Below are 210 nucleotides of genomic sequence, written 5' to 3'. Positions count from 1 at the left end.
TGATCAGTAAAACAGAACTGGGCGCAGCAACGACAGTGGCAGTCACAGTCGCCTTGCCAGGTACGGCTAAAGCAGGTGATACGCTGACGATCACCGACGGCACGACTCCGCAAAGCCATGTCTTAACCGCCGCAGAAATCACCGCTGGTACGTATAGCAGCACGGTTGCGAAACCAGCGGAAGGCTCGACCTTATCCGTCACAGCTACCG

1 protein-coding gene is annotated in these 210 nt (G+C 56.7%); it reads left to right on the top strand.

The annotated features are described in order from the left end of the window. Positions 1-210, top strand: a 210-nt coding sequence (locus tag ACO0K8_RS22450) for a hypothetical protein (RefSeq protein WP_422948874.1), incomplete at both ends; no start/stop codon positions are given.

This window comes from Undibacterium sp. Ren11W, from assembly GCF_049340485.1.
In the GTDB taxonomy this organism is placed as follows: domain Bacteria; phylum Pseudomonadota; class Gammaproteobacteria; order Burkholderiales; family Burkholderiaceae_D; genus Undibacterium.
The sequence above is the reverse complement of the archived record's forward strand: the minus strand, read 5'-3'. Positions and strand labels throughout refer to the sequence as shown.